The 23,589-nt window shown below is 68.4% G+C and carries 22 protein-coding genes and 6 pseudogenes; 18 read left to right on the plus strand and 10 right to left on the minus strand.

The genetic code is table 11. The features are described 5' to 3' along the window. Nucleotides 1-42: 42 nt before the first annotated feature. Nucleotides 43-582, minus strand: coding sequence for a MarR family winged helix-turn-helix transcriptional regulator (locus ACZ7LV_RS27375; protein ID WP_471943002.1), 540 nt, complete (start codon nucleotides 580-582; stop codon nucleotides 43-45). A 182-nt stretch (nucleotides 583-764) separates the two neighbouring features. On the opposite strand from ACZ7LV_RS27375, the gene ACZ7LV_RS27380 reads away from it, so the two are divergent. Next, nucleotides 765-2,180 (plus strand): aldehyde dehydrogenase family protein, encoded by a 1,416-nt coding sequence (locus ACZ7LV_RS27380; protein ID WP_471943004.1) that lies wholly within the window; start codon nucleotides 765-767, stop codon nucleotides 2,178-2,180. Between the two features lie 188 nt (nucleotides 2,181-2,368). Here the strand turns inward: ACZ7LV_RS27380 and ACZ7LV_RS27385 are convergent, their stop codons facing one another. Next, the gene (locus ACZ7LV_RS27385; protein WP_471943006.1) at nucleotides 2,369-2,995 is read right to left on the minus strand and encodes a nuclear transport factor 2 family protein; all 627 of its coding nucleotides are present in this window, start codon (nucleotides 2,993-2,995) and stop codon (nucleotides 2,369-2,371) included. A 324-nt stretch (nucleotides 2,996-3,319) separates the two neighbouring features. Between ACZ7LV_RS27385 and ACZ7LV_RS27390 the strand changes: the two genes are divergently transcribed. Then, the gene (locus tag ACZ7LV_RS27390) at nucleotides 3,320-4,210 is read left to right on the plus strand and encodes a pirin family protein (protein ID WP_471943008.1); all 891 of its coding nucleotides are present in this window, start codon (nucleotides 3,320-3,322) and stop codon (nucleotides 4,208-4,210) included. Nucleotides 4,211-4,318: 108 nt separating this feature from the next. Here ACZ7LV_RS27390 and ACZ7LV_RS27395 read toward each other — a convergent pair. The 5 genes and pseudogenes from ACZ7LV_RS27395 to ACZ7LV_RS27415 form a co-directional block, all read right to left on the minus strand. After that, nucleotides 4,319-4,554, minus strand: a pseudogene (locus ACZ7LV_RS27395) (transposase family protein); the annotation flags it as partial. A 152-nt stretch (nucleotides 4,555-4,706) separates the two neighbouring features. After that, a pseudogene (locus tag ACZ7LV_RS27400) lies at nucleotides 4,707-5,042 on the minus strand (Rv1733c family protein); the annotation flags it as partial. Between the two features lie 241 nt (nucleotides 5,043-5,283). Further along, a pseudogene (locus ACZ7LV_RS27405) lies at nucleotides 5,284-6,068 on the minus strand (rod shape-determining protein). A gap of 2 nt (nucleotides 6,069-6,070) precedes the next feature. Beyond that, the gene (locus ACZ7LV_RS27410; RefSeq protein ID WP_471943010.1) at nucleotides 6,071-6,445 is read right to left on the minus strand and encodes a TraR/DksA family transcriptional regulator; all 375 of its coding nucleotides are present in this window, start codon (nucleotides 6,443-6,445) and stop codon (nucleotides 6,071-6,073) included. 46 nt (nucleotides 6,446-6,491) lie between these two features. Next, nucleotides 6,492-6,815, minus strand: a complete 324-nt coding sequence (locus ACZ7LV_RS27415; protein ID WP_471943012.1) for a TraR/DksA C4-type zinc finger protein — start codon at nucleotides 6,813-6,815, stop codon at nucleotides 6,492-6,494. 346 nt (nucleotides 6,816-7,161) lie between these two features. On the opposite strand from ACZ7LV_RS27415, the gene ACZ7LV_RS27420 reads away from it, so the two are divergent. The 11 genes and pseudogenes from ACZ7LV_RS27420 (at nucleotide 7,162) to ACZ7LV_RS27470 (ending at nucleotide 16,493) form a co-directional block, all read left to right on the plus strand. Further along, nucleotides 7,162-8,112 (plus strand): HAMP domain-containing sensor histidine kinase, encoded by a 951-nt coding sequence (locus ACZ7LV_RS27420; protein WP_471943014.1) that lies wholly within the window; start codon nucleotides 7,162-7,164, stop codon nucleotides 8,110-8,112. Continuing rightward, the gene (locus tag ACZ7LV_RS27425) at nucleotides 8,109-8,774 is read left to right on the plus strand and encodes a response regulator (RefSeq protein ID WP_471943015.1); all 666 of its coding nucleotides are present in this window, start codon (nucleotides 8,109-8,111) and stop codon (nucleotides 8,772-8,774) included. The genes ACZ7LV_RS27420 and ACZ7LV_RS27425 overlap by 4 nt, the downstream gene beginning before the upstream one ends. Before the next feature lie 108 nt (nucleotides 8,775-8,882). Then, entirely contained in the window at nucleotides 8,883-9,296 is a 414-nt protein-coding gene (locus tag ACZ7LV_RS27430; RefSeq protein ID WP_471943017.1) for a hypothetical protein, read from the plus strand. 70 nt (nucleotides 9,297-9,366) lie between these two features. Beyond that, the gene (gene secD / locus ACZ7LV_RS27435) at nucleotides 9,367-11,673 is read left to right on the plus strand and encodes a protein translocase subunit SecD (protein ID WP_471943018.1); all 2,307 of its coding nucleotides are present in this window, start codon (nucleotides 9,367-9,369) and stop codon (nucleotides 11,671-11,673) included. Beyond that, nucleotides 11,645-11,816: pseudogene (locus tag ACZ7LV_RS27440) on the plus strand (transposase); the annotation flags it as partial. The gene secD and the pseudogene ACZ7LV_RS27440, both read left to right, overlap by 29 nt. A gap of 59 nt (nucleotides 11,817-11,875) precedes the next feature. Beyond that, nucleotides 11,876-12,001, plus strand: a complete 126-nt coding sequence (locus tag ACZ7LV_RS27445; RefSeq protein ID WP_471943227.1) for a hypothetical protein — start codon at nucleotides 11,876-11,878, stop codon at nucleotides 11,999-12,001. Nucleotides 12,002-12,256: 255 nt separating this feature from the next. Further along, a complete protein-coding gene (locus ACZ7LV_RS27450; RefSeq protein ID WP_471943019.1) occupies nucleotides 12,257-14,380 on the plus strand; it encodes a serine/threonine-protein kinase in 2,124 nt (707 codons plus the stop codon). Between the two features lie 149 nt (nucleotides 14,381-14,529). Further along, nucleotides 14,530-14,733 (plus strand): hypothetical protein, encoded by a 204-nt coding sequence (locus ACZ7LV_RS27455; RefSeq protein WP_471943021.1) that lies wholly within the window; start codon nucleotides 14,530-14,532, stop codon nucleotides 14,731-14,733. Beyond that, a pseudogene (locus tag ACZ7LV_RS27460) lies at nucleotides 14,709-14,786 on the plus strand (hypothetical protein); the annotation flags it as partial. The gene ACZ7LV_RS27455 and the pseudogene ACZ7LV_RS27460, both read left to right, overlap by 25 nt. Before the next feature lie 478 nt (nucleotides 14,787-15,264). Further along, nucleotides 15,265-15,684 (plus strand): hypothetical protein, encoded by a 420-nt coding sequence (locus ACZ7LV_RS27465; RefSeq protein WP_471943023.1) that lies wholly within the window; start codon nucleotides 15,265-15,267, stop codon nucleotides 15,682-15,684. Between the two features lie 509 nt (nucleotides 15,685-16,193). Further along, a complete protein-coding gene (locus tag ACZ7LV_RS27470) occupies nucleotides 16,194-16,493 on the plus strand; it encodes a helix-turn-helix domain-containing protein (RefSeq protein WP_471943025.1) in 300 nt (99 codons plus the stop codon). A 162-nt stretch (nucleotides 16,494-16,655) separates the two neighbouring features. Here the strand turns inward: ACZ7LV_RS27470 and map are convergent, their stop codons facing one another. Beyond that, nucleotides 16,656-17,444, minus strand: a complete 789-nt coding sequence (gene map / locus ACZ7LV_RS27475; RefSeq protein WP_471943026.1) for a type I methionyl aminopeptidase — start codon at nucleotides 17,442-17,444, stop codon at nucleotides 16,656-16,658. A 218-nt stretch (nucleotides 17,445-17,662) separates the two neighbouring features. On the opposite strand from map, the pseudogene ACZ7LV_RS27480 reads away from it, so the two are divergent. The 3 genes and pseudogenes from ACZ7LV_RS27480 to ACZ7LV_RS27490 all read left to right on the plus strand — a co-directional run. Continuing rightward, nucleotides 17,663-17,827: pseudogene (locus tag ACZ7LV_RS27480) on the plus strand (LysR family transcriptional regulator); the annotation flags it as partial. Nucleotides 17,828-18,244: 417 nt separating this feature from the next. Beyond that, the gene (locus tag ACZ7LV_RS27485; protein WP_471943028.1) at nucleotides 18,245-19,072 is read left to right on the plus strand and encodes a hypothetical protein; all 828 of its coding nucleotides are present in this window, start codon (nucleotides 18,245-18,247) and stop codon (nucleotides 19,070-19,072) included. Between the two features lie 4 nt (nucleotides 19,073-19,076). Continuing rightward, nucleotides 19,077-19,448, plus strand: a complete 372-nt coding sequence (locus ACZ7LV_RS27490) for a GntR family transcriptional regulator (protein WP_471943030.1) — start codon at nucleotides 19,077-19,079, stop codon at nucleotides 19,446-19,448. A 222-nt stretch (nucleotides 19,449-19,670) separates the two neighbouring features. On the opposite strand, the gene ACZ7LV_RS27495 is transcribed toward ACZ7LV_RS27490, so the two are convergent. Both ACZ7LV_RS27495 and ACZ7LV_RS27500 read right to left on the minus strand, forming a co-directional pair. Continuing rightward, nucleotides 19,671-20,699, minus strand: a complete 1,029-nt coding sequence (locus ACZ7LV_RS27495) for a PQQ-dependent sugar dehydrogenase (protein ID WP_471943032.1) — start codon at nucleotides 20,697-20,699, stop codon at nucleotides 19,671-19,673. Between the two features lie 343 nt (nucleotides 20,700-21,042). Then, a complete protein-coding gene (locus tag ACZ7LV_RS27500) occupies nucleotides 21,043-21,927 on the minus strand; it encodes a LysR family transcriptional regulator (protein ID WP_471943034.1) in 885 nt (294 codons plus the stop codon). A gap of 82 nt (nucleotides 21,928-22,009) precedes the next feature. On the opposite strand from ACZ7LV_RS27500, the gene ACZ7LV_RS27505 reads away from it, so the two are divergent. Further along, a complete protein-coding gene (locus tag ACZ7LV_RS27505) occupies nucleotides 22,010-22,771 on the plus strand; it encodes a sulfite exporter TauE/SafE family protein (RefSeq protein WP_471943036.1) in 762 nt (253 codons plus the stop codon). Between the two features lie 242 nt (nucleotides 22,772-23,013). Continuing rightward, nucleotides 23,014-23,541: a hypothetical protein gene (locus ACZ7LV_RS27510; protein WP_471943038.1), complete on the plus strand. Its 528-nt coding sequence runs from the start codon at nucleotides 23,014-23,016 to the stop codon at nucleotides 23,539-23,541. The last annotated feature ends 48 nt before the right edge of the window (nucleotides 23,542-23,589 follow it).

Here is a 23,589-nt window from a genome sequence, read left to right on the forward strand (position 1 = left end):
CAGTCCCGCGAGGCGGCGAGGGACCTGTCGTCATCACTGCGTTCAGTGGCCGGGCGTCGCCTCCGGCTGAGGGAACACGCTGCCCACCGCGAGACAGGGGTCTGTCTCAGGCGTGGCCGCGACGATGTGCTCCGCGGCGCGTTCCACGGCGTCGCGGAAGAAGCCTCGTTGCTCCTCCGGAAGCCCGCGCAGTACCTGGTCCTCAGCGTGAGCGACGCGCTCCTCGGCTGCGGCCAGGGCCTGCCGGCCCAGCTCGGTAGCCACGATGCGCCGGGCACGGCGATCACGTGGGTCGCGTTGCCGCTCGATCAGTCCGGCGGACTCGAGATCGTCGATGAGATAGGTCATCACGCTGCGGTCGATCACGAGGCGTGTGGCCAGCGCGCTCTGCGTCGGCACCTCCTCGTGGACGACCACGGCCAGGATGTGATACCCGCGGCTGGCATGCGGCAATTCCTGAAGCGCCACCTCGACGTACTCGTGCCAGCGGCGCAGGACCATGCCGAGCGACCAGCCCAAGTTCGTTCCGCGCTGGTGATCGCCGGGTTCCTGCTGCTGGGACGCGTTCGTAGCTGTGGACATGTGAGGAGCCTACCAAAGATTGTGTTGATCGACACATAGGTTGTACAGCAGATGATTTGTAGGCCAGACTTTATGCGGCACATCAGTATTGCTTGCGCGGGTGTTCCAGGCGCCAACCCGCTTTGCGGCGGCTCGGCAGGTGGGGCACGCCGCTACGGCACACGAGTGGAATGGACGCAGCCGTGCGCAAGATCCATCAGGTCTACATCGACGGACACTTCGTCACTCCTCAGGGGACCGAGACGGCCCCCCTGCACAATCCCGCGACGGAGCAGGTCATCGGCGAGGTACGGCTTGCCGACGAGAGCGACGCCCGCGCGGCGGTCGCCGCTGCGAAGCGGGCCCTGGCCGACTTCTCCAAGACGACCAAGCTCGAACGCATCGCCCTGCTCAAGCGTCTAGGCGCCTCATTCGCCGACCGGCTCGACGACCTCAAGGCGGCGATGACTGAGGAGTACGGCGCCGTGCGCGCAATCATCGAAGGTCTGCTCCCCCTGGCGCCCAAGATGTTCGACGAAGCAGCCGAACTCCTCGAGTCCTACGAGTTCCAGCAGACCCGCACCTCTACGACGATCTCCATGGAGCCGCTCGGTGTCGCGGTGGCGATCACGCCTTGGAACCTGAGCGCCGTCTTCGTAGCGCAGAAGGTCGCCAGTGCCCTCGCCGCCGGCTGCACCGTCGTCGTCAAGCCCAGCGAACTCAGCGCGCTTCAGACGCAGGTCATGATGGAGGCCTTCGACGCCGCGGACCTGCCGCCCGGTGTGGTCAACGTCATCACGGGCCGGGGCGCAAGCGTCGGCGACACCCTTACCTCCCACCCGGACGTCGCCAAGGTCGACTTCACCGGCTCGACAGCGGTCGGGCAGCGCATCATGCGCAACGCGGCCGACACCTTCAAGCGCCTCACCCTCGAGCTCGGCGGCAAGAGTCCGACGATCCTGCTCGACGACGCCGACATCCCATCTGCCGTTGGGGCCGCCCTCACCTCCGGGTTCCTCAACAACGGCCAGACCTGTTTCGCCGGTACCCGGATCCTGGTGCCACAGAGCAAGCTGGACGAGGTCCACGCGGCCATCGAGGCGGCGATGCCTGCCTTCACCGCGGGCGACCCGAAAGACCCGGCGACTGGTGTGGGTCCCGTGGTCAGTCAGGCTCAATTCGACCGCGTCCAGGGCTACATCGGGCTCGGCCGGCAGGAGGGCGCTCGCGTACTCGTCGGAGGCGAAGGGCGACCGGAGGGCCTGGACAGGGGCTGGTTCGTCCAGCCCACCGTTTTCACGGGCGTCACCAATGACATGCGTATTGCACGTGAGGAGATCTTCGGTCCCGTGCTCGTCGTCATCACCTACCAGGACGACGACGAAGCCGTCGCCATCGCCAACGACAGCCCCTTCGGTCTACAGGCGCACGTCTTCTCAACCGACCCCATGCGGGCTCGCCAGGTGGCCGAACAACTCGAGGCAGGGACCGTGCTCGTCAACCGGATCTTCGGCGACCCCGCGGCCCCCTTCGGTGGGACGAAACAGTCCGGCATCGGGCGCCACCACCACACTCACGGGCTCGAGGCCTACCTCGAGCCCCGGGCCATCACCGACTGACACGCAGTGTGGACGGCCCGCACAGCGCAACCGCAGGCACTGATCCAGCTCGCGCGGCAACCGACGGTGAACTGGATCAGCGCGGCGGCACATGGTGCTGCGCCGCCGAACGGAATCACCAGACCTACCGCGTCCGCTCGGGGCCTATGACCTCTCAGGAACGCCCGGAGGCCCCAAGGGGCGCCGCTTCACCCTCCGGCCGGCACGCGTTCCCACAGGTCGGTGACGACACCGGAGTCGAAGAAGGCCACCGCGCGCGTGACCTGGCCGTCCTCCATGTGCAGGGTCCACGCATAGGTGTTGTCGTACGGTTGTCCATCCTTGGCCACACCGTGCCCGTCCCACTGCGCGAATACCGTGTCGCCGTCGGCCCACAGTCCTCGCACCGTCGGCTTCACGAAGACCGACAGCCGTTCGCTCAGCGGGTCGATCGCCTCGTCCAGGAACTGCTGGCGGCTGGTGTATGTGCCGGCGATCGGGCTCGAACCAGTGATGGTCCACACCGCATCATCGGCCAGGATGTCGTAGAAGCTGCCCCCGTCTTCCCAACGCTGGAACGCTTCCCGGATCGTGGCCAAGTTTCCCCGTTCCTCAGCCGTTTGCTCGCCGTCCTCACCACCAGGCGATGGAGCCGGACCGGGAGCCAGGGGAGCCTCCCTCACGCTTACCACGTCAGCCGGGAACGCATTCGCGTCAGTCGCGTAACCGGCGGCCAATGCGCTAACCAGCATCACCGTTGCCGCCACCGAACCCAGCGGGAAAAGACGTTTACGGAACTTTGTCGCCTTCACGAAGCGAACAGCCGCGCCAGCCATAAAACTCACCTCACAGTCCGGTCACCGCGTTTCGTGCCGCGCCTCGACGCCTTGCCACCGCCACTGCCCGCAAGAGCAAGGCCGGTTCCGCGTGAAGAGCGAGCAGCCGCTCGGGCGGCCTCCCGACACCCCGAAAGCACCACACCGCTCGATCACATACTCGAAATGATGATTCAGAGCTATAAATAAAATCGGTGAAGTGTCGCGCCTGCCGGCAGCAGCCGCAGACGCCTACCGACGGCCGCCAGGTGACGCCTCGCCACGGCTCCGCGGCTTCATTGTTTCACTGAGGTTGTGAACCCGCATACAGGAAGGATGGGGCTCATGGGCATCCCCCTCATCACCCGAGGCCGCACAGTGGACCGGGTCGAATCCAAGGTGATACTCGGACCCAACGAGCAGTCCGACAACAGAGCGCTGATCTTTACTCCGCAAGATCCTGCGCTGACCGATCCGTTCCTCGTCCTCGGTGAGGAGCAGTTTTCCACACCGGGCTTCGAGTGGCATCCTCACCGCGGTCTCGAGACGGTGACCACTGTCATCGGCGGAGTCCTCGAGCATGGTGACAGTGCCGGGAACGCAGGTGTGCTCCAGCACGGAGATGTGCAGTGGATGACCGCCGGTCGTGGAATCATCCACCGTGAACTTGCCTATCGCGACGAGCACGCCCACATCATGCAGCTGTGGATCAACTTGCCTGCCGAGCGTAAGCTCACGCCGACTCGGTATCAGGATCTGGTCGCCTCGTCCCGTCCGCAAGTGGCTTTTCCTGGCGTCAAACTCGACGTCATCTCGGGAACCGTCGAGGGAGTCGTGGGCCCGGCGCTCAACCATGTGGCGGTACAGGCGGTCATGGTGAGCCTGGAGCCATCGACGACGTTCGCCTACACCCTCCCCGCCGAACACCGCGCGTTCTTGCACGTCATCGCGGGTCGCCTCTCCGTGTCCGGTCGCAGCCTCACTATCGGACAGACCGCGTGGTCCGACCCCGTCCCGGACGTCGCAGGCGACAGCGCGTTGTCCCTCGTGACCTCCCACGAGGGCGAGAACACCCGACTCATGCTCTACAGCGCCACACCGATTGGCGAGCCTGTCGCCATCGGTGGCCCTTTCGTGCTGAACCACCAGTCCGAGATCAGACAGGCATTTGCGGACTTCCAGGCTGGCAAGTTCGGACAGGTGCCACGACAGGCTCGGTTGGCCTATGACAAGTGATTTATGCCGATACGGAAGGCGTCTCGTTTATCTTGGCTGCGGCGGTGGTGACGTTGAGCGGGATGCCGCCGCAGTCGGTGATCAGCTGTCTTTGAGCCTTTCCCCTCCTCACTCTGAGCTGGCCAGATGCAGGGCGAGGACGGCTTGGACAAGAGCGTTGATGCAGGTGGTCGAGCACCGGAGCCTGCTGCGGAGTCTCCAGGCTTTGAGGGCGGCCATGGCCTTCTCGACGAGTGCGCGGATCTTCGCAAGGGACGGGTTGACGGCTTTCTGACCGAAAGGGTTTTTCGGCGGTCCCAGCAGGGGGATCGGACGGTTCCGCCGGAACCCCGATACGCCTTGTCCGTTCGCACTCCATCTCACCGCCATCCTTATCTGGGCAGCCGCTTGACCGCCGAAGCAACCTGCCCGCAAGGATGGCCACATGAACGATGCGGGGTGCTGTCTCGGCCCAGGCGGCTTCCCATGCGGCGAGGTTGCGCCGCTGCAGTGCACGCTTGGCGGCGCCGTACGCGAGTGCGTCGATGGCGTGGACGGGCGTTGCGGCGACGAGTGCCCAGCCGATACAGCGGTCGCGGATCTGTTCAGCGGTCAGCGGCAGACCGGTGATCTTGCCTTCCGTGCTTGCCCAGATATGGGTGGTGCTGCCGGCCGGCAGGTGGGGCTGGACGTCGGTCTTGCCGGTGCGAACGTGTCCGTTGGGGTCGGTGAAACGGACTTCGACGGGGTAGCGGGTCTCTTTGGCTTCGGCGGATCCGGGTTCGGGATGGCGTGGGGTGCCGGGCGGTTCGGGGTGTAGTGGTGGTGGGCCGTGTCGCCGGTGAAGGAACATGGCTGCGGGAGTGGCGGCCAGCACGGCGATTAGCAGACCGAGGCCGATCCATGCCTCCCACAGATAAGTGCGGCGCCGCAGCGGTTGCACCGCAGGCGCCACAGCATGACGTCGGGGAGCTCTTCCGGTGGAGGTTGTGCTGTAGGTATGCCGCGGGCCATGGTGCCTCCTTTGTCCGCAGGGGCGGCGCAGAGGGGCACCCGGCTGGTGATCGACCAGCCGGGTGCCTGGGGGACGGGGCCTAGAAGCCGCTGTTGGAGGGGTGGGTGTGCGCGGCGTGCAGGAGTTGGGCGGCGCCGCGGACGGCCGCCGTGTGCGGCGCCGGCACGACGCACAGGGGTGCGCGGAGCCTGCCGGTGAGGTGGTAAGTGATCTCGGGCGCAGGGCGCCTCCGCCTGCCAGGAGGACATCGGTGTGCAGCGCGTCGACGGCGAGGGTCGTAGGGTCCTGCCGCAGCATCGCGGTCACCATGGTCCCCACCGCCTCACTGATGTGCGCGCATGAGGTGGTGGCGAGGTCGCTGGTGCCCAGTGCGGTGCGGCGTGCGTCGATGACGGCGCCGTCGGACAGCAGCACCACCTCCGTCAGATGGGCGCCGATGTCGATGACGAGCACCGGCCGGGACAGGTCGGCGCCGGCGGCCACAGCAACGGCCCGGGCGCTAGGGACGGTGAGCACGCTGCGTGGCCGCAGCGCCTCGACGGCGGTGCGCGCCGCGGTCCGGTACGCGATGCCGTCCAGGACGGGGGTGGTGACGACGACCAGGGGGCGGATGAGGCGGGGCAGACGGCCGAGCAGGCGCTCCAGCATCCGGGCGCATCCGGCCGGGTCGACGATGGTGCCGCGCTGGATGGGGTACACCGCGCCGGTGCTGGGAAAGGCCACCGTCGGAACGTCGGCGATCAGTCCCCTGCCGGCGATCCATACCCGGGTCCGGGCGCTGCCCATGTCCAGCGCGATGCCGCTCCGGCACCGGCATGCGGGCCGGTGCCGGACGGCGGAGGTGTCGCGAGGGTGGCGTGTCATGGTCAACGGCCGGCCTCTCTGACCTGCTGGCAGCGGGCGCAGTAGCGGGCCTGCGGCACGATCATCAGCCGCTGTCTGGCGATGGGGCGACGGCACAGGTGGCAGTCGCCGTAGCGGCCCTCGTCCACGCGCTGAAGGGCGGCCTCGACGTCGGCGAGGACCATCCGGGCGGAGGCGGCGAGCTTGACGTGGACCTCTACCTGCGAGGCAGCCTGCTGCTGCCGCGAGTCGTGTGCGCGGGACGGGGCCGCAGACGCGATCTGCTGGAGTTGCTCCTGGCGGAACATGCGCTGCTCGTGCAGGTTCTCACGCAGCGCGGCAAGGTCCTCGGCCGTCAGGCGCATGTCGCGTTCGTCGATGGTCTGGTGGTTCACCACTGCACCCCTTGGGCAGAGCGGAAGACGAGGGACGGGTGGGTGCCGGTCAGGCGGCGCTGCGCTGGCAGGCGACGCAGTACCAGGTGTACGGGAGGATCTCCAGGCGCTCCGCCGGGACGGGTTTGGCGCAGCCCCCGCAGGTGCCGTAGGTGCCGTCGTCGACGCGCGTGACGGCTGCGTCGATCTCTTTGAGCACCCTTTCCAACGCCGCTTTCTGCGCCGAGATCAACGGGTCCGCGGTTCGTTCGGCCTCGTCGAGGGCCCGCAGTTGGGTCAGCCGGGTGCTGCGGGCGTGCTCCAGGCGCTGGCGCGCCTCGTGCGCGGTCACCCGTTCGGGTCGGGACTCGGTCCGGGGAGCATCGAGCGACACGGTGGCTCTCTCTTCACTGGGTAGGTGGACACTGCGGGGCATCGAGTGCGGCCATGGCCGACTTCGGAAACCGCCCCTGCTGTGGGCTTGTGGGGCCTGACTTCACCCTCGCTGTTCCGGTGGCGGATCCCTATCGGGCCCAGGACCCATTTGCGCGGGGGCGAACGCCGCGGTCGGCCTGGTCATGGGTGTACCGCGCCCGGGGAAATGGGGCCTGGGCCCCATCGACCACGTGGCCGGGCATGGGCAGGCTTGAGGGAGGCCACGGGCTCCGCCGGCGCCCGTCCGGGATGCGTATGCCCGACAGTGGGGGCAGGCCGCATCTCAGAAGGAGGCGTAACGTCCGGTGTCCCTGTTCTGGCGGATCTTCGGGCTCAATGCGGTGGTCCTGGGTACGGCGACAGCACTGCTGCTCTGGGCCCCGGTCACCGTCTCCGTGCCGGTCCTGCTGACCGAGGCCGTGATCCTGGTGGGCGGCCTGGTGGTCATGCTGGTCGCCAACGCCGCCTTGCTGCGATGGGGTCTGGCCCCGCTGGACCGGCTGACGAAGCTGATGACCACCGTCGACCTGCTGCGGCCCGGCCAGCGGCTGTCCGCGGACGGCGGTGGCGAGATCGCCGAGCTGATCCGCACGTTCAACGCCATGCTGGAGCGGCTGGAACAGGAAAGGGCCACCAGCAGCGCGCGCGTGCTGCTCGCGCAGGAGGAGGAACGCCGCCGCATCGCGCAGGAGCTGCACGACGAGGTCGGGCAGAGCATGACCGCGATCCTGCTCTCGCTGAAGCAGGCGGCGGACCAGGCCGGTGAGCCACTGCGCGGCGATCTGCAGCAGGTGCAGGAGATCACGCGGGAGAGCCTGGACGAGGTCCGCCGCCTTGTCAGCCGACTGCGACCCGGCGTCCTGGACGACCTCGGCCTCGTCAGCGCGCTGACCTCACTCACCCACGACTTCGCCACCCACACGGGACTCAAGGTGACCCGCCGCTTCGACACGGATCTGCCCCCGCTCGCACCGGAGACAGAGCTGGTCTTCTACCGCGTCGCCCAGGAGAGCCTGACCAACGTCGCCCGCCACGCGGACGCCGAGGAGGTCACCGTGGCCCTGCATCACTTCGGCGACAGCGTGGTGCTGTCGGTCACCGACGACGGCAGCGGCATCCAGGCCGCGCGCGAAGGCGCCGGTCTGCGCGGCATGCGCGAGCGCGCCCTGTCCATCGGTGCCCGCCTCGACGTCGCCCCAGCGCCCCGGACGGGTACCCAGGTCCGGCTCACCGCGCCCCTGCCCAGGGAGCCATGACCATGTCGCAGACGCCCGTGATCCGCATCCTGCTGGCCGACGACCACGCGCTGGTCCGCCGTGGCGTGCGGCTCATCCTCGATCAGGAGCCGGACCTGGACGTGGTCGCCGAGGCCGGTGACGGCGCCGAGGCCATCGAGATGGCGCGCGGCCATGACATCGACCTCGCCGTGCTGGACATCGCGATGCCCCGGATGACCGGACTGCAGGCCACACGTGAACTGGCCGCGTCCATACCGGGTTTGCGCATTCTGATACTCACCATGCACGACAACGAGCAGTACTTCTTCCAGGCTCTCAAGGCCGGGGCCAGCGGCTACGTCCTGAAGTCCGTCGCCGACCGGGATCTGGTCGCCGCCTGCCGGGCCGCGATGCGCGACGAGCCTTTCCTCCATCCGGGCGCGGTCACCGCACTCATCCGCAACTACCTCGACCGGGTCCGTCACGGCGACGAGACTCCCGATCAGACCCTCACTCCGCGCGAGGAGGAGGTCCTCAAGCTGGTCGCCGAGGGGCACTCCTCCAAGGAGATCGCCGACCTCCTGTTCATCAGCGTCAAGACCGTCCAGCGGCACCGCGCCAACCTGCTGCACAAACTCGGACTCCGCGACCGCCTGGAACTCACCCGTTACGCCATCCGCGCCGGTCTGATCGAACCCTGACCCCGTCCCGCGAACCGCCTGGGGTCCCGGCCGCGCTCCCCGGCCGGCGCCCCGGGCCCACACACCCGACCGGCCCCAACGACACTGCCGCGAAAGGGGGATTGGCACATGCGTCCTGTTGCACTTGTCGACCTGCGCAGGGCCGGTCGCCAGGCGGTCGCCGCGCCGGCAGTGCTGACGGCCGTGCTGCTGGTGCTGCTGGTGCTGCTCACGGTCCTCCCCGGCAGCTCGCAGCCCACCCCAGCCGGCACGGCAGGAGCCGGTGCTGTCACCGCCGACCGCCACGACACCGGCAGGCAGGCGAGCGACGGCTGGGCCGCCATCTGCGCCACCCCGACTGGCACGTGCCCCGCACCCGGCGGGGAACGCACACCCCACGCGCATCCCCCCACCGCGCGTCCCAGCGCCACGGCCCTGCCCGTCACTGACCAAGGACCGGCAGCGTCCTCGCCCGCTCCTTGCAACGCGGCCCATGGGTCCGGCGACCGAGGGCGGGCGCCTCCGGCACGTCTCGGCGCCTGAACCTTCCCGTCCCCTCTTCTTCTGCCGCGGCAGGCCAGCCGCGGTCGCAGTGTGCCCGCCGGAGGCTTCGTTGTTCCGTTCTGCCCGCGTGAGGGCGCTGTTGGCCCTCACCACGATCGCCCTGTCGCTGTACATCACGTTCACCGTGCCGGTCCGCCTCGGACTCGACCTGCGCGGCGGAACCCAGATCGTGCTCGAAACCCGCTCCACTCCGACCACCGACGCAGACCGCGAGGCCACCGACCGCACCATGGAGGTTCTGCGCGGCCGCATCGACGCCCTGGGCGTCGCCGAGCCCACCCTCCAGCGTTCCGGCAGCAACCGCATCATCGTCGAACTGCCCGGCGTGCAGGATCCCACCGAAGCAGCCGCTGTGCTCGGCCGCACCGCCCAGCTCACCTTCCACCGCGTACTGGGCACCTCCGATACCGGCGAAACGCCGCGGCCACTGCCCAAGCGTCCGCGCGAACGCATCCTGCACGATGAGACCGGCCGGCTCCTGCGCCTGCAATCCCCCGCACTGACCGGCCAGGAGGTCAAAGGCGCCGCCGCACGCTTCGACCAGCAGACCGGCGCCGGATGGCACGTCACCCTGGACTTCGACAGCTCCGGCCGCGGCCAGTGGGCCCGCCTGACCGGCGATGCCGCCTGCCACTCGGCCGGCGACCCGGCCCGCCGCGTCGCCATCGTCCTCGACGACAGGATCATCTCCTCGCCGCAGGTCGACCCGTCCGTCACCTGCCAGGGGGGAATCGTCGGCGGCTCCACCCAGATCAGCGGCTCCTTCACCGACACCGAAGCCCGCGAACTGGCACTGCTCATCAACGGCGGGGCCCTCCCGGTACCGGTCGACACCGTCGAACACCGCACCGTAGGCCCCACCCTCGGCGCCGACGCCATCAGGGCCAGCGCCTGGGCCGCCGTCATCGGAACCACCCTGACCGCGCTGTTCATCACCGCCGTCTACCGCCTCATGGGCGCCCTCGCCGTGGTGGCCCTGGTCTCCTACGGCCTGATCTCCTACGCCGCACTGGCCGCCCTCGGCGCCACCCTGACCCTGCCGGGCCTTGCCGGTTTCGTCCTGGCGATCGGCATGGCCGTGGACGCCAACGTGCTCGTCTTCGAACGCGCCTGGGAAGAACACGCAACCCGCCGCCGCCCCAGCCCGCGCTCGGCCCTGACCGCCGGTTTCCGCAACGCGTTCACCGCGATCGCCGACTCCAACATCACCACACTGATCGCGGCCTGTCTGCTGTTCTTCCTCGCCTCCGGACCCGTACGCGGCTTCGGCGTCACCCTCGGCATCGGTGTTGCCGCCTCCATGATCAGCGCCCTGGTCGTCACCCGCGTACTCGCCGAGTACGCCGCCTCTCGCCCCTGGGTACGCCGCCGCCCCCGAGTCACCGGCCTCGCAACCACCGGAAGGGTCCGCGACGCCCTCACGCGTCGCGACCCACAACTGATGCACAGGCCGCGCCGCTGGCTGGCCGTCTCCGCCACCGTCCTGGTCCTCGCCGTCTCGGGCATCACCGCCCGCGGCCTGGAACTAGGCATCGAGTTCACTGGCGGCCGATTGCTCGAATACACCACGACCAGCCCCGTAGATCCGGAAAAGGCCCGGTCCGCCCTCGACAAGGCGGGACTCCCACGGGCCGTCGTCCAGTCCTCCGGCAACACCGGCCTCACGGTGCGAACCGGGGAACTCACCGACACCGATGCGGACACCGTCACACGAACCGTCGCCACCCTCGGCGGCGACACCGACAAGATCCGCGACGAGCTCATCGGCCCCAGCCTCGGTGACGAACTGCGCCGCAACGCCTTGATCGCCCTCGCCGTAGCCCTCGGCGCCCAACTGCTCTACCTGGCCGCCCGCTTCCGCTGGCTGCTGGGCAGCGCCGCCGTCATCGCGCTCGCCCACGATGTGCTCATCCTCATCGGCATCTTCGCCTGGCTGGCCAAACCCATCGACGGCGTGTTCCTCGCAGCCCTCCTCACCGTCATCGGCTACTCCGTCAACGACTCCGTCGTCGTCTTCGACCGCATCCGGGAACTGCGTCGACGCGACCGCGAGGTACCGCTGAGCAAGGTCATCAACCGAGCGATCCTGCAAACTCTGCCCCGCACCGTGAACACGGGCATGGGCGCTCTCCTCATCCTCGCCTCCCTCGCTGTCCTCGGCGGGGGCTCACTCACCGACTTCGCCATGGCTCTGCTCATCGGTCTGGCCGTCGGCACATACTCCTCCCTCTTCACCGCCGCCCCCCTCGCGATCGCGATCAACCACCGCGCTGGGCACAGCCCGGCCGATCACGCGACTGTCCGATCGATTGTTAGTCGGTTCGGTCATGAGGCGAGGAGATCCAACGACTCGTGAGTGGTTGCTCCTGGAGCCGCATCTGCCGCTTTCCGGCAGGCGGGAAGGCCGGAGGAACGATCACCGCACCGTGCTCAACGGGATCTTGTTCCGTATTCCCTCTGGGCGTCCCGTGGCGCGACCTGCCGGAACGATACGGCTCCGGACAGGTCGGCGTCGGACGGCGACCGCCTCGCCCTGTACTGCGGCATGTCCGCCATGCATGCCCTGGAGCGGCGGCTACTGGAACAACCCCCTCCCCGGGAACGGCAAGGTCAAGATGTTCGGCTCAAGCAACACCCTGATCTCCACGACGCTCGCCAATTACGGCCCTCTCAAGGGCAACTGAAACCTTGTGTACAGCCTCCGCGCCGACTGCTGAGACCCCCAGCATGAGACGCGGACGCGCCCAGCCCCAGGCTCACCACCGCAGCCTGCCCGTCCACGATCCAGCAGGCGGGCGACTCCGCAGGCGCCCAACGGAATCACATCAGCGTCCTTCCGCCTCTCGTCACCTACGCCTAGAGTTTGATGTTGCACAGTTCAACTCATCTATTGCGCAAGCACCTTGAGACGGCGGCCGGCTGGTCGCGCGGGGGGCAACATGCAGGCGCTCGGTCCGGGCGATCCCACACACGTCGGCGCCTACCGGCTGACGGGAAGGCTCGGGGAGGGCGGCATGGGGACGGTCTACCAGGGCCGTTCCCCGGGCGGGCGTCTGGTCGCGGTCAAGATGGCGCGGCCCGAACTCGCGGCCGACGTCGGGTTCCGCTCACGCTTCCGCAGCGAGGTCGAGGCCGCACGGCGCGTGGGCGGGTTCCACACGGCGCAGGTCGTCGATGCCGACCCTGACGCAGACCCGCCGTGGATGGTGACGGCCTACATCCCGGGCAGGCCCTTGGACGCCGTGATCGTCGAGGACGGTCCGATGGACCACGCGGAGCTGGGTGAGTTGGGGGCCGCGCTGGCGGAGGCACTGGTGGCCATTCACAGCTGTGACCTTGTGCACCGCGATCTGAAGCCGTCCAACATCATCATGACCGACGACGGACCACGGGTCCTCGACTTCGGCATCGCGCGGGCGCTGGACGAGACCCGGCTGACGAACACCAGCATGGTCGTCGGTACTCCGGGGTTCCTCGCCCCCGAGCAGATCGGAAGCGGTCTCGTCGGGCCCGCCTGCGATGTCTTCGCGCTGGGAGCGGTGTTGGTCCACGCCGCCGGCGGCCGAGCCTTCGGCGAAGGCGGCCACATGGCGCTGATGTACCGGGCCGTGCACGACGATCCCGATCTCTCCGCACTGCCGGACCCTCTGCGCCCCTTGGTCGCACAATGTCTCGCGAAGGACCCAGGGATCAGGCCGACGGCGGAACAACTGCTGACTGCTTTGGCTCCGACGGCCGACGGTGCGGCGCCTCGGAACACGGCGACCGGGGCACCCCCGGTCGCGCACGGTTCGGTCCAGACCTCCCTCACCGCCATCGATCCGGACGCGCTCACGGTCCGCTCCACACGGCGACTGGCCTCCACCCGGCCCACTATGACCTCCGGGCCGCAGGCGGTCACCTTCCTCACTCCCTGGACGGCGCGCGTCGCCGCTCTGATGCCGGTGATCTTCGTGTGCGTCGTGCCGGGCGGCCTGTCCGCCTATCTCGTCAGCACAGGAGCAGCGTGGGCGTGGGCCCTCGCGCTGCCTGTGCTGCCTGGTGTGCTGGGCATCCTGAGCCTTCTGATGCGCGGCCGCAGTTCCGTCCGGCTGGACGCCGACGGCGTGACGACGCGGAGAGGCACCTGGTTCGGAACGAAGTGGGATCTCGTTCCCTGGGAGGACGTCGCCGCCGTTGACGTCCGCGTGGGCGAACGGCCGCTCGCGGTGTTGAAGCTGGGCATGTTCGACGACGCGCCCTTGCCGTTCGGCGCGACCGGCGATCCGGTGTTCGGGCCGATCGCCGACGTCAACCTGTTGCAGCGCATCGAGGTCCTGGACCCGGACGGCACTCGGCGCAGGCTGCCGGGATCCGCCCCGCGGGAGGCAGCCCGCGTCGCACTGGACGCCGTACGGCGCTTTGCCCCGGAAACGCTGTCGGACGAAGAGGCCGCCACGACCGGGAGCCCCGCTGCGACCACGCAACAGACCGGGGACGGGGGCCGGTCCCGACGGGACACGTCGCATCGGAGCACCTCGCATAACACCGTCACGCACATGGAGTTCACCCGGAGCCCACGCCGGATGGTCGCCGCCGGCGGGGGGTGGCTGTTCCTGACAGTCTGCTGCGGCGCGTTGGCCTACCTGATCTGGGGGCGTGGGACCTTCCCCGACAACCTCTTCACCTACGTGCTGGGCCTGGCCTCGATCATGGGCGTGGTCTTCTTCCTGAGCAAAACCATGGTCCCCCAGGTGCTCACCGTGACACTTGACGCGGACGGCATCAGCGTCCACAGCCGGGCCGAGCGCATCGCGCCGGCCACCACGCAGGTCATCCCGTGGCGTGATGTGGCCGCCGTCTCCCCCGCCGACAACTCGGAAGGTCTCGACTGTGCGATCGAGATCCGAGTTCAGGAGGGGAGACCTCTGCCGCGTCGACAGCACGGACTGGTCCCCGAGGAGCCGAACCGTCTGAAGGTGACCGTTCCCCACCCGTCCACCGCCACCGCCGAGACAAAGCGCAGGCGCATCGCGGCCCTGGTCCGCCAGCTGGCCCCCGAGGTGCACACCGACTACCTCTGAGCCGACGGGCGCGCCGGAGCGCTCACGCCCACCCGTATTCGTGACGTGTCTCACCTTCGCCTCCAGGACGCTGCTCTGGGTGCGGGACAAGGGGGTTGAGGAAGTCGACGGGATGTCTTCGCCCGCTCGGCGATGTCCGCTCGACATCGGTGGAACTCTGGCGCCGTGCTTGGCGCGAGGGCGGCACGGAGGCCCTGCGGTCGGCCGGTCGGGCGAACGCCGCGACCGTCACCGACGCCCAGATCGCCGTGCTGGAGGTGGAACTCGGCAAGACTCCGACGGCGCACGGTTTCGAGGAGAACGGTGGACCCTGGCCCCGGTTCAGACCGTGGTCCGTCGACGTCTGCGGTTGAGCCTGTCGATCGCGACGGTATGGCGACTGCTGAAGTGGCACGACTGGTCCTGGCAAGCACCCGGCCGCAGAGCGCTCGAACGGGACGAGCACGCGGTGGAGCTGCGGAAGAAGGGGTGTAGCCCCGGGCAAAAGGCTCGCGGCGGCGTGCGGGGCCTGGATCCTCTTCGAGGACGAAGCCGGCTTCTGCATGACTCCGCAACGTGTCCGCACCTGGGCGGCGCGGTCACCCCTGTCATCGGCGTCCGTGGCAGGCCGTGCACGCACACCATCAGCAGAGGCCTCGACGGCGAAACCGGTCTCGTACTCATCGGCCCGCGACCAGTCGGACCACCGGACAGAGGTCGTCGCGTTCCCAGCCCCGCACGACGAACTCGGCCTGCCCGGGGCTCACTTCGATCAGACTCACCCGCCGTGAGGAAATGGATCGCTTCAAGAGCGTCCGCGTCACGTCACAACCTCATCACCGCTACAGTCCCAGCGCCCCACGTGCCACACCATGCTTGTACTCGTGTCACACCAGGGGGAAATCATGCGCATCCGCACCACCACTGCGGCCATCGTTGCCATTGTTGCCGTCACTGTCGTTGGCTGCAGCAGCGACAAGGACAGCGGGAGCAAGGCGGAGACGACCAAGAGCACTTTGGGCGCGGCCTCGAGCGCCTCGGACGACAGCGGCACCGCCAAGAGCGCCGGCATACCGGCCGAGCCCACCGGTGCCGAGCGCGACGCCGTCCTCGCGGCCATCCACGACGTCAATGGCAACCTCACCCGTGACGAGGACAAGGCCATCGACGCGGCCCGCAACCAGTGCTCGTCCCTCGATGGCGGCGCAACGAACCCCGACCGCAGTGCCGCGCAGCGGTTCTCCTACGACGGCGTCAAGCTGACCGAGGACGACGGAAGCCACATCAATGTCGGTCTGCGCAAGACGCTCTGCCCCGAGTCCTGATCAGCCGCCAGGCTGGGCCCGGCCGCGGGCGTGTGCGGCCGGGCCTCACCATGGCCAGGGGTGAGCGTAGCCACAGAGCGCACCTCACTCACCAACTATGAGTGCGTCGGCAGATTCGCATACGGCACCTCCACCACATCCAACGTGCGCATCGCCTGCGACCTGTATCTGACGCTTCGAGACTTCGTTGCCTCAATGGACGACTGCTCGTCCGACGACGATCTCCAACTCCGGTGCGTCTTGAGGTAGCCGCGAAGATGATCACGGCCAGCAGATCCTCCGGCGCCATCCGCTCAACAGGCGCAGCAGTCAGCGCCCCAGACTGCCGCAAGATCATGCCAACTGAGATGGAGTCCAGGGGGCAGGCGTGGAGTGCGACGTTCAAGGCCGTAGCGCCGGTCCGGGAATGCTGTCGAGCCAGGTCGGGGTTGAGGACCTCGATCACATGCACCCTCTCACGCAGCCAACGACTATCCCGGCCATGCTGTACCGGTATTAGAATCGGGGTCATGGTCAGGTTGCCGCTCACTCCCGAAGAGATCGAGCGCGGACAGCGTCTCGGTGCCCTCCTGCGCCGGGCCAGGGGAGAGCGTTCGATAATCGACACCGCGCTCGCCGCACGCGTGTCGCCGGAAACCCTCCGGAAGATCGAGACGGGCCGCGTGGCCACCCCCGCTTTCCCGACCATCGCGGCGATCGCCGACGTGCTCGGACTCTCGCTCGACGCGGTGTGGGCTGAGATCAGCGGAACCGAAGGCGTCGGGTCCACCGGCTTCACGGACCGCTCCCCGGAGCGGCTGGCCTCCTGAGCAATGCCGCGCCGGCTCCGGTCGCATGCTGACGGTCCATTGACGGCCCGTTGCAGGAGAAAGGCTCCGGTTGCCGTCTGCCGCCCCTGCCCCCAGCCTGCCGCTGAACCGCTCCCTCACGGCCAGGCAACCTGCCCCGACGCACCGGCCGCGGCGAGGACTTCAGCCCTTCGACTGCGACAGCGTCGGCAAGGTGAGGATCTCGGCTCCGTCCTCGGTGATGGCGATCGTGTGCTCGCTGTGTGCCGTACGGCAGCCCGTCGCGCTGCGGAGCGTCCACCCATCGGCGTCGGTGACGAGTTCGGCGGTGTCGGCCATGACCCAGGGCTCCAGCGCCAGCAGCAACCCGGGGCGGAGTTTGTATCCACGGCCTGGTTGCCCCGTGTTGGCGATGTGCGGGTCCTGGTGCATCGTCGACCCGATGCCGTGCCCCCCGAATTCGGTATTGATCTTGTATCCGGCCTGCCGGAGGACCGTGCCGATGGCGTGGGAGATGTCGCCGGTACGAACTCCTGGGCCGGCGGCGGCGATCCCTGCCGCCAGGGCGCGTTCGGTTGCCTTGATCATCGCAAGGCTCTCCGAGGGCTGCGCATCGCCCACGACGAAGCTGATGGCGGCGTCTGCTGCGACTCCGCGCATGGAGACGGCAAGGTCGAGTGTGAGCAGGTCGCCGTCGGCGAGCGTGTAGTCGTAGGGGCGTCCATGGAGCACCGCATCGTTGACGGCTGTGCAGATGTAGTGGCCGAACGGCCCGCGTCCGAAGGATGGCGCGTAGTCGACGTAGCAGGACGAGGCCCCCGCCTCGGCGATCATGGCTTTGGCCCACCGGTCGATGTCCATGAGGTTCGTGCCGACCGCACTCCGGCCCTTCAGTGAGTGCAGGATGTCCCCGACCAGGGCGCCGGTGGCTTTTGCCCGGGTCAGCAGGGAGGGGTTCAGGATCTCGATCATGTGGCGCTTTCCTCGTGAAGCCAATAAGTATCCCGGTAAAACTATACCGGTATTTGAATGGTGTCCATGCGTCGAGGGCCCCGCGATCGGCGCTCCGGCCAGCCCCTCGCACCGCCCGCCAGGTCGCCTCCCTCCTCGTAGCCACGCGGCGCCGCCCGTGCCGGGAATCTGCGGCACCTGAGAGGTCACGGGCCGTCCAGCAGTCAAGGCAGGTCCGGATCAAGGCGTCAGACGAAATTCACTTCGGCCGGGCCGCCGCCCGCCTGCACATGAGCCGCCCCCCTGAGCCGGCGATCAAGCAGCTGGAGGCCGGCCTCGGCGCCCTTCTCTTCGAGCGCTCCCCCACTGGAGTCACGCTCACCCCGCCCGGCGCGACACTCCTACCGCCTTCGCCCCGAAGTCCGACCACTGGTCCGCCAGGAGTCCCCTCCCCCCAGGGCCGGCACGGATTCGGCACCACCGCGGTGCGCGGCCGCAGTTGCCCCCGCCTGCGGCGGCGGCGCCTCAACGGACACACTGGAGCTGCAGCTGAGGCAACCCATGTGGTGCCGACAGTCATCTTCGGCCAGCACCCGGTGCACGCCCCCTGACGACTCCGCGACGCTTCTCGAATCCGACCGTCCGACCGCCCGTGCGCCGCCAGGAGCGGAAATTTGGGATTCCCCACGTGACGAACCGCCTGTGTGCCGACACCGCCACATCCGCATGCAGAGAGAACCGAGTCGAGCACTGCCGTTGACTTGTCGCAACCCTTGACGCATCCTTCTGAGTCAAAGGTTGAGACAAGAGGTGGGATGTCGATGAATCCGAAAGACGAGCGACGGGATCGGCCTGTCAATCTTGAGGGGGCCCGCCTCTGGCTGAGCGGGCACGGACTGTCCCACGTTCCGGCCACTCCCCTGTTGGCCAAGCGCCTGGCCGCCCGGCAGAGTTCCCGTCTGGCCGGGCAACTCCTTCTGGCTGCGTTCATCCTCGCGCTCGCCCTCGTCTACAGCACCAACCGCCCCGCCGACTACGCTACTGGGGCGCCCCACGAGAACGGGGCTGTGCAGTTCCTCGCGGGAATCATGGCGGTGTTCGTGCTGGCGCAAGCGTCGCTCGATCAGCGGGTGCGGCGGATCGACCGTCGGGCCGGAGCAGAGTTGCCGCGCAGGGCGGCCCATATAGCGCGCCCGGACTGGCGGAGAGTTCTCGGCTGGCCACGAGCCGCTCTCGCGGCCGGCACGTTCGCGGGTGCGATCGCATTGACTGCCGGCGCACTGGCATCACCCGCGCCGGGCGTCCGGTACGCGGCGACCGTCCTGCTCATCGGGCTGTTCGGGGTGGCCGCCGTCATGCTGGTCCAGCTTCGCCACGTTCTGACGCACCCGGCGGTGGCGGACGACGAGGCGGCGTTGCAGGCCGATGCCGTTCTCCGGGCGGAGGATGCCCGTGAGGTCGCCATGCCCACCATGGTGTGGTGCTTGCCGTGGGGCATCCCCGCCGCCGCGGTCACCGACGACGCTCTTGCCTGGTGGACCGCCGCTTGGATCGCCCTCGTCGTCCTTGGCGTCGTCGCGCTCGTCGCGATCACGTTCCGGTCGGCGAAGACGGGCATCGCGCCACACCGTCCCCCCGTCGACAGCTGACCTCATGATCATCATTGACACGTCCTCTGCCGTCCCGCCGTTCGAACAGCTCCGAGCCCAGCTCGCACGCCAGATCCAGGACCGGACCCTCGTCGTGGGTACCCGGCTACCCACCATCCGCAGGCTGGCTGCGGACCTGGGCCTGGCGGCCAACACCGTCGGCAGGGCGTACCGAGAACTGGAGGAGGCAGGCCTGATCGAAACGCGCCGCGCAGCCGGCTCCTTCGTGACCGCGACGGGCGAGGACGGTCGCGAGCAAGCCCGCCACGCAGCCACGGAGTACGCCTCCCTGATCACACGCCTCGGCATCACGCCGGACGAAGCCCTGAACATCGTCAGAGCGGCACTCGGCCCCTCCACTACGCCAACGCCGTGAGCCACCCGCCTTCGGGCCCTTACGCATGACCGGACGGCCCTGAAGCGGATGGCTTACGTTGAGGGCTCCGGGGCCTGCGCCCGCGGGGACTGTGATTGCCCAGCCTTCTCGGGCTCGCCGCCCGCTGCCCACTTCGCATTGCGCGGCCGCGCGAGCTGGAACGGACCTGCGTTCACCGACGACCAGTGAACCCGATGGAAGCCCGTGCTACTTGTCAGGCCATCACGGGGTCACCCGGAGGATCAGGTCGTAGTCAGGGCCGGAACGGCCGTTGGTGAGCACCCACAGCGAGCCGTCCGGGGCCGGAGTCACTTCGCGTAGTCGGCCGTACTCGCCGGTCAGCAGCTGCTCGGCCGACGAGCCGTCGGTGGCGATCCGGTAGAGCCGCTCCCCACGCAGGGAGGCGACCCAGATCCGTCCGTCGTGGTAGGTGATCCCACTGGGAGAGGCGTCGGCGGGTTTCCAGGTCGCGATGGGATCCGTGAAGTCGGGCTCGCCGCCAGTACCTTCCACCTCGGGCCAGCCGTAGTTGGCGCCGGGTTCGATGCGATTCAGCTCGTCGAGGTTGTGGTGGCCGAACTCGGAGGCGTAGAGCTGTTTCTTGTCGTCCCAGGCGAGTCCTTGCGGGTCGCGGAACCCCCAGCTGTACACCGGTGAGCCCTCGATCGGGTTGCCCGGTGCGGCCTTGCCCTCCGGCGTGACCCGCAGGATCTTGCCGCCCAGGTCGTCGCGATCCTGGGCCCTGGAACGGTCGTCGGCTTCCCCGGTGGTCACGTAGAGCATGCCGTCCGGACCGAACCTGATCCGCCCGCCGTTGTGGATTTTCCCGCTGGGTATCCCGGTCAGTATCGGCTCGGGCGGAGCCTCCGAGTCCAACCGGAGCCGGCTCACCCTGCTGTCCTGCTCGGTGGTGTAGTAGACGTAGACCCAGCCGTCGCGCTCGTACGAGGGAGAGACCGCCACTCCCTGCAACCCGGCTTGGACGACCGGCTCGGCGATCTCGTGGATCGTTCGAACCTCGCTGATCTTCCCGTCCGAAGTGACCTTCCGCAGGCGGCCGCTCTCGCGCTCGGTGACCAGCGCCGACCCGTCAGGGAGGAACGCCAGGTCGAAGGGATAGCGCAGCCCGCTCGCGAGCGGCTCCACGGACGCCGGTTTCGCCACGGGGGCGTCGCGGACGGTCGGGCGGGCCCACCAGCCGAAGAAGGAGCCGTAGAAGTAGACGCCGACGGCCGCCGCCACCACCAGCACAGCAGCCGAGCCAAGTAAGAGTATTCGTGACCTTCGCACGCGGCGATCCTAGGAACCGGCCCGTCGAGTCATCCACCTCAAGATGGTGACCGTCAGCTGAAAAACGGGTTCTGTGAGCCCGTCGACGACCGTACACATGCGCTCCGATGCCCGACCGAGTCGGAGTTGACGAGTCACCTGCAACTCGCCCTCGTCAGAATCCAGGGCGCAGGCTTCGTACCGTTGTACAGCCCGAGAGACAGCCATCAGATCGCGGTTGGTCCGCGCCCGCACGTCCGGCCTCACCGACACCTGAGGTCCCGGTACGGGCGAGATGGAGCACGGCGCGTGCATTGCACGAGAGTCACTGAGCACGCCGAAGATGATCAGCGAGCGCCGCTAGAGCCCGTCCGGAGGCTTGTTCCCGCCTGCCCCAGGCCAACAGATGGTGGCGGCGTGCCCACAGATCCCGGAGTTGACATACCTCGAGCTGCAGGCCGGGGTCCAGGGCACGGCGCGGCACAACGGCGAGGCCGACACCGGAGGCAGCAAGGGTGATGAGCGCGTTGAGGCTGCCGACACGAGTGCGGTAGCGAACGACCGGGCCGTTGGGGCCCAGGTGCCTCTCGATCCATCGCTGATACGAGGAGGCGTCATCCATCCCGACGAGAGGGTGTTCAGCGACCTCGTCGTAGCTCAGCTCGTCCCGACCGGCGAGGATCCCCGAGACCTGGCCGATCACCACGAGGGAGTCGTCACCGAGAGGTTCTGTCCGCAGATCCGCGTCACGGGCCTCGTCGTCGAGAACCACCCCCAGGTCCGCCGCTCCATCGGCCAACATCCGCAAGGTCTGCGGGGTACGGCTCTCCTTGACCGTGACATCGACATCGGGGTACGCCCGGAGAAAGGAGACCAGTGCGTTCGGTATGAGCCGGTGCATTGCCGACCCACCGCCGAGAAGGAGCAGAGGCGCCGTCGGCGACCGGGTGTAGCTTGCGACGGCGCTCTCCAGCCGGACCGTCTGAGCAAGGACCTCTCGTGCGTGCCGCGTCAGTGTCGTCCCCGCAGGAGTGGGTCGCACTCCCCGCCGGCCGCGGATCAACAGCGGCACCCCGGCACTGCGTTCCAAGGAGCGCAGCCTGGCACTGGCCGAAGGAAGACTCAGATGCATCCGCCGGGCACCAGCCGTGATCGAACCCTCCGTCACGGTGTGGAGGAAGAGCCGCAGGTCGTCCAGGTCGTAGCGCACCCAGCCAGCCTAAGGCTCAGCCTTAGGCTGGCTACGGCGATTACGCATTGTGAGCCGGTCGCTCACGCGTGATGCTCGGGGCGTGAGGGAGATACTGCTTGTTCTGCTGGCGGGCGTCGCCGCCGGAGCACTCAACGCCCTTGGCGGCGGGGGCACGTTCGTCGCCATGCCCGCCCTCGTGGGGCTCGGCCTGCCACCGGTGACGGCGAATGCCGTGTCGCGTATCGCGCTCGCGCCCGGGGCCATGGCCAGCGCAGGGGTCTACTGGCGCGACCTCGCCCCAGTGGGAGATACGTCCCCCAAGACACTTACGGCGACCAGCGTGCTCGGCGGCGGGGTCGGCGCAGTTCTGCTGCTGGCGCTGCCGGCATCGTCGTTCGACGCCGCGGCACCGTGGCTGCTCGCCTTCGCCACGCTGGTGCTCCTCTTCGGGGGCCGGCTCTCGGGGGCGGTGAGCACAGTGCTGGGCCGCACCGTCGCCATGAGTCCCCGGGCCATCGTGATCGGCCAGTTCCTCCTCGCCGTGTACGGCGGATACTTCGGGGGAGCCGTAGGCATCCTTATGCTCGCACTGTGGAACGTCGGCCTCGGCATGGATGCCGCGGCCGGAAACCCGATGCGGGTTGCCCAACTCGCTGCCATCTATCTCAGCGCGACCGCGCTGTTCCTCGTCGCTTCAGACGCGCTGAGCGCACCCTTCCTCCTGATCGCCATGCTCCTCGGCGCGATCGCCGGTGGCATCGTCGGCGCCCATCTGGCACGCCGCCTGCCCAGCCGGATCCTGCGGGTTGTCATCCTGACCACGGCCGTGACCACGACAATCCTGTACTTCCTGAGGGACTGACACGCTCGTCGGGCCGCAGCCACATACTCAGCGCGGCGCGTTCCCCGTTCTCCCTCTTCCGTGTCGTTTACGAGGCACTCGCCACGCATCGTCGCCCGCCGCGGCCGACATCGGCTGCTGCGGTCTCCTGCGGGGGAAGAACCCGAGAACCGCACGGATGCTCTCCGTTGCCGACGTCCGGACGGCTCCTCATCCGCTGAACGTGGATGCGAAGCAGGAGCCTTCCGGGTTACAACGAGGAGATGACTGTCTTCCTCTGTTCGAAGTGCGGCACCACGATCACACCGGAGCTGTCCGAGCTTGCCGCCATCCCCGACGTCCTCCTCGACGAGCGCGACCGGGACAAGAAGACACGCAGGGCACCCTCCACCGTTCCGCGCGGCTGCTTCGCGATCGATCCCGAGCCTTGGGGACCACCATTCGTCGTCCAGGAAGATCAGGAGAACCCGAAGCCGTGTCAGTCACGCGGACCCGTGGTCAGCCGGACAGAGGGATGCGTCATCTCAGCGGGGAGCCGACAGACAGTACTGGTGCATCCCGACGACGCCGCCGGCCTTCAGCCGCTGCCCCATGACGAGAACGGCACGGGGTGCTGCGGACCGGCAGGCGACGAGGGTCTCAATCGCGCTTGCCCCTGCGGTGCGCCGGTCGCAACCCTCGCAGCCGACTGCTTCGGGCCTTACGAACTGCACCTCGACCCCGTCCGGACCTACGTGTTCTCCCCTCAGGGTCCCGGATCGCGGGGATCATCGGGGTGGTCAGGACCCTGATCTGGACCCAGGTGGCCATACGTCCATGTCTGGCCCGGGAACGTGAAG

The sequence above is a fragment of the Streptomyces sp. NPDC107562 genome, assembly GCF_055657325.1.